This is a genomic window from Curtobacterium sp. B18, assembly GCF_000333375.1.
Taxonomy (GTDB): Bacteria; Actinomycetota; Actinomycetes; order Actinomycetales; family Microbacteriaceae; genus Curtobacterium.
In genome coordinates this window covers 1-4,737 of record NZ_BACZ01000097.1, presented here as the reverse complement: position 1 = coordinate 4,737, position 4,737 = coordinate 1, and the positions used below count along the sequence as shown (strand labels likewise).

At 70.5% G+C, this 4,737-nt stretch carries 3 protein-coding genes and 1 pseudogene; 2 read left to right on the top strand and 2 right to left on the bottom strand.

The window, feature by feature from the left end; all coding sequences use genetic code 11:
* Both I5E_RS02670 and I5E_RS02665 read right to left on the bottom strand, forming a co-directional pair.
* Positions 1-483 (bottom strand): PLP-dependent cysteine synthase family protein (locus I5E_RS02670; protein ID WP_031261220.1); only part of this gene is annotated, 483 nt, incomplete at its 3' end.
* Positions 484-554: 71 nt separating this feature from the next.
* Positions 555-2,435, bottom strand: coding sequence for an ABC transporter ATP-binding protein (locus I5E_RS02665; RefSeq protein WP_261974843.1), 1,881 nt, complete (start codon positions 2,433-2,435; stop codon positions 555-557).
* Between the two features lie 136 nt (positions 2,436-2,571).
* Here I5E_RS02665 and I5E_RS02660 point away from each other — a divergent pair, with 136 nt between their 5' ends.
* Together I5E_RS02660 and I5E_RS02655 are read left to right on the top strand one after the other, a co-directional pair.
* On the top strand, positions 2,572-3,996 hold the full coding sequence (locus tag I5E_RS02660; protein ID WP_022905624.1) for an amino acid permease: 1,425 nt from the start codon (positions 2,572-2,574) through the stop codon (positions 3,994-3,996).
* 243 nt (positions 3,997-4,239) lie between these two features.
* Positions 4,240-4,737: pseudogene (locus tag I5E_RS02655) on the top strand (hypothetical protein); the annotation flags it as partial.

The window sequence follows — 4,737 nt, the reverse complement described above, 5'->3', positions numbered from 1 at the left end:
CATGTCGATCTCGTTGTCGAAGTGTCCGACGTTCGCGACGATCGCCAGGTGCTTCAGCGCGAGCATCTCGTCCACGCCGACGACCCCGAGGTTGCCAGTGCAGGTGACGACCATGTCGACCGGGACGGCCGTCGGCGTCACGACGATCTCGGCACCGTAGGCGGTGAGCACGTTCCGCTTGTCCTCGCCGACCTTGTCCGGCAGGACGAAGACGCAGCGGTACCCGCGCTGCTGGGCGACGAGCGCGAGGCCCACCCCGGTGTTGCCCGAGGTGGGTTCCACGATGGTGCCGCCCGGCTGCAGCTCGCCGGAGGCCTCGGCCGCGTCGAGGATCCTCGTGGCGATGCGGTCCTTCGAGGAGCCGCCGGGGTTCAGGTACTCGACCTTCACGAGGACGGTCGCGCGCACCCCCTCGGTGACCCGGTTGAGCTTGACGAGCGGGGTGTCGCCGACCAGGTCGACCACGGAGTTCGCGTAACGCACGCGGCCGAGTCTAGGCGGCGGACACCGTCGTCCGCTGTGATGCGACGCCGGGCGACGCGGCCGTCGATCTGTCAGCTGCCGACCGTGTCCGCGGGAGCGTTCTGCTGGTGGTGCAGCATCGCGTAGGTGCCGTCTCGCTCGAGGAGTTCCTCGTGCGTGCCCCGCTCGACGATCTGTCCGTGGTCGAGCACGAAGATGACGTCGGCGTCACGGATCGTCGAGAGCCGGTGCGCGATTGAGACCGTCGTGCGACCGGCGGCGGCGTTGTCGAGCGCGGCCTGGACCACCCGCTCGGAGATCGAGTCGAGCGCACTCGTCGCCTCGTCGAGGACCAGCACCGGCGGGTCCTTCAGCAGCACCCGCGCGATGGCGATCCGCTGCTTCTCGCCGCCGGACAGCCGGTAGCCCCGCTCCCCGACGATGGTCTCGTAGCCGTCCGGGAACGAGGCGATCGTCTCGTGGATGTTCGCCGCCCGGGCCGCCCGCTCGATCTCGTCGTCGGTCGCGTCCGGCTTGGCGTAGCGGAGGTTGTCGCCGATCGAGGCGTGGAAGAGGTAGGTCTCCTGGCTGACGATCCCGACGTGCCGCATGAGGTCCTCGTGCTCGAGGTCGCGGACGTCCTGCCCGGCGAACCGGACGGACCCCGCGGTCGCCTCGTACAGGCGCGGGACGAGGTAGGACACGGTCGTCTTGCCGGCACCGGACGGCCCGACGAACGCCGCGAACTGGCCGGGTTGCAGTTCGAACGAGACCCCGCGGAGTGTCGGCTTGTCCGCTTCGCCGTCGGGGTAGGTGAAGGTCACGTCGTCGAACGCGACGTGACCGACCCGGGACTCGTCGACCCGCTTCGCCGTCGGCGAGTCGGTGATCGCCGGTGTGAGGTCGAGGTACTCGAAGATGCGCGCGAACAGCGCACCGCTGGTCTGGAGGTCGAGGACCACGCGGAGGAGCCCGACCGTCGGGAAGAGCAACCGCGACTGCACGGTCGTGAAGGCCACGATCGTGCCGGCCGTGATCGGGACGTCGCCGACGATGAGGTACGCGGCGACCACGTAGATGATCGCGGGGATGATCGACAGGAAGATCGACACGATCGCGAAGAACCACTGGCCGGACATCTGCTGGCGGACCTGCAGACGGATCTGGTTGCGGTTCTCGTCGCCGTAGCGCTTCGTCTCGGCACGCTGCTGGTTGAAGCTCTTCGCGAGCAGGATGCCCGAGACGCTCAGCGCCTCCTGCGTGATCGCGGTCATGTCCGACAGCGACTCCTGCGTCTGCGCGGCGATCTTGGCGCGGACCTGGCCGACGCGGCGCTGCGCGATGACGAGCAGCGGCAGCAGGACCACCGCGACGAGGGTCATCTGCCAACTCAGCAGCAGCATCGCCACGATCGCGGCGATGACGGTCACGGTGTTCCCGAGCACGGACGAGATCGTGTTGTTCAGCACGCTCGCGACGCCACCGACGTCGTTCTGCAGGCGCGACTGGATCACACCGGTCTTCGTGCGGGTGAAGAACGCGAGCTCCATCCGCTGGAGGTGCCCGAACAGTCGCATGCGCATCGAGCCCATGACCTTGTTGCCGACCGTCGCGGTCAGGTAGGTCTGCCAGACCCCGAGTCCGGCGCTCGCGATCCACAGGGCCACCATGGCGCCGACGAGGACGTACAGCACGGGCAGTTCCGGCCCGCCGCCGCCCTTCGGGAACAGCCCCTCGTCGAACGCCCGCTGGATGAGCAGCGGCGGGATCACCGAGATCGCGGCGCCGACGAGCACCAGCACGACGGTCAGGACGATCGCGTTCCGGTGCGGCACGAACAGCCCGGCGATGCGCTGCAGCAGGTGCGGGATCTTCGGCGCCTCGGCGTTGGCGGCCTTCTGCGCGTCGAAGTCGCCGCTCGAGATCCGCCCGCCGCCGCGCGGTCCGCCGCCACCGCGCATGCCGCCGTGCATGCTCACGGTGCGTCGCCTCGGTCCATGCTGCAAACCTAGCCCCGGGGTCGGACATCGTGTCCTCGTCGCTCATTTGACCCCGTTCAGGGTGCATGCGACCATTTCCCGTCCCCTTCCCCGCACCACTCGAGGTCCCATGACGTCCGCGCCCACCCGCCCCACGTCCCTCCGCACACAGCTCGCACGTCGGAAGCCGATCGAGCAGCTGCAGGCCGAGGCCTCGGCGGGGGTGGACGGCGAGCCGCTCCGCCGGTCGCTCGGGGTCTGGCACCTCACGATGATCAGCGTCGGCGCGACGCTCGGGACGGGCATCCTGGTCGTCCTCGGGACCGCGGTGCCGCTCGCCGGCCCCGCCGTGTGGATCTCGTTCGTGGTCGCCGGTGTCGCCGCGCTGCTCTCGGCGCTGTCCTACGCCGAGATGGCCGGGGCCGTGCCGACGTCGGGGTCGAGCTACTCGTACACCTACGCGACGATGGGCGAGGGCATCGCGTGGGTCTGCGGGTGGTGCCTCGTGCTCGAGTACGCGGTGTCGGTCGCCGCCGTCGCGGTCGGTGCGAGCGAGTACGTCGACGAGACCCTGCGGGTGTTCGGGCTGCACCTGCCCGCGGCGCTGTCGGCGCCTCCGGGCGAGGGCGGCGTGGTCAACCTGCCGGCGGCCGTCCTGGTGCTGCTCGCCACGGCGATCCTGCTGCCGAGAGCCCGCGAGAGCGCCTGGGTGAACACGGTCATGGTCATCGTGAAGATCGCGCTGCTCGTGTTCTTCGTCGTCGTGGCGTTCTCGGCGTTCCGGTCGCAGAACTTCGAGCCCCTTGCGCCGATGGGTGCGGCCGGGGTCACCGCTGCCGCGTCCCGGCTGTTCTTCTCGTACATCGGGTTCGACGCCGCCTCGACCGCCGGGGAAGAGGCGAAGAACCCCCGCCGCGACCTCCCCCGCGCCATCATCGGGTCGATCGCCCTCATCACGGCGCTCTACATCCTCGTGGCGATCGCGGCCATCGGCGCCCGCTCGTGGACGTCGTTCTCGTCGACCGAGGCGTCACTCGTCCGCATCGTCGTCGACGTCACCGGGCAGCCGTGGGTCGCGCTCGTGTTCTCGATCGGTGCCGTCGTCGCGATCGCGAGCGTCGTGCTCACCGTCCTCTACGGGCAGACCCGCATCCTGCTGACGATGGCCCGCGACGGACTCGTGCCGAAGGTGTTCGGCCGGGTGTCGCACCGCACCGGCACCCCCGTCTGGAACACGCTCATCATCGGGCTCGTCGTGACGGTGGTCGCCGCGCTGGTCCCGCTCGGCGAGCTCGCCGACGCCACGAGCATCGGCACGCTCGTGGCGTTCGCCCTCGTGAACGTGTCGGTCATCGTGCTCCGTCGCACGCAGCCGGCGCTCGAGCGGTCGTACCGCGTCCCGCTGTTCCCCGTCGTGCCGATCCTCGGGGCGCTCTGCTGCGTGCTGCTCGCGGTGTTCCTCGGCGTCGGCACGTGGATCGCCTTCGGCATCTGGATGATCGCCGGCGCCGTGCTCTACCTGGCCTACGGCCGCCGCCACAGCACCCTGCGCTGACGCCGGCGCGCGCCGCCGCGCCCGCGCTGCGCGCCCGCGCCCGCGCCGGCGCTGCGCCCGCGCCCCGCGCTGCGCCCGCGCCCGTGACTTCACGCGGTCAGCGACACCTCACGCGCACCGGCGTCCGTGAGGTGTCGCTGAGCGCGTGACGTCATCCGTCCACAGGCATCGCCGGTGCGCCCGATCGTCCACAGATGGCGGTTTACCACGACCGCGTCGCCCGCGATGGGCGAACCTTCCCCCATGAACGCGCCAGCACAGCTGCCCGTCCTCCACCGAGCGATGGCCACGGATCCGTCACACGCGAGATCACTCCAGCGGGGCCACGCGTCGGGCGCGCTCGTGCGACTCCTCGCCGGGGTGTACATCGCAACGGCGGACTGGGAGCAACTCGACCCGGTCGGGCGACACCTCGCACGTGCCCGGGCGGTGGCACCGCGGCTCCGACCGGGATCGGTCTTCTCCCACATCAGTGCCGCCCTCATGCACGGCTGGCCGCTGGTCGGCGACGCACCCGATCGTGTGCACGTGATCGATCCCGCCACCCCGGCCATCCAGCACCGTGCCGGGCTCATCCGTCATCCGGGCCGCCGGCCACCCCGCGTGCACGACCGCACCTTCCAAGGCGTCCTGGTCACCAATCCGCTCGAGACGGCGCGAGCGGTCATCACGACGGAGCCGGTGCACGTCGCCGCGGTCGCCGTCGACGCAGGCGTCCGGGCAGGCACACTCGACATCGCC

Bases quoted from the DNA above. Each gene is read 5' to 3' on its own strand.
- I5E_RS02660 (WP_022905624.1), top strand. From the start codon at position 2,572: ATGACGTCCGCGCCCACCCGCCCCACGTCCCTCCGCACACAGCTCGCA.
- I5E_RS02665 (WP_261974843.1), bottom strand. From the start codon at position 2,435: ATGCACGGCGGCATGCGCGGTGGCGGCGGACCGCGCGGCGGCGGGCGG.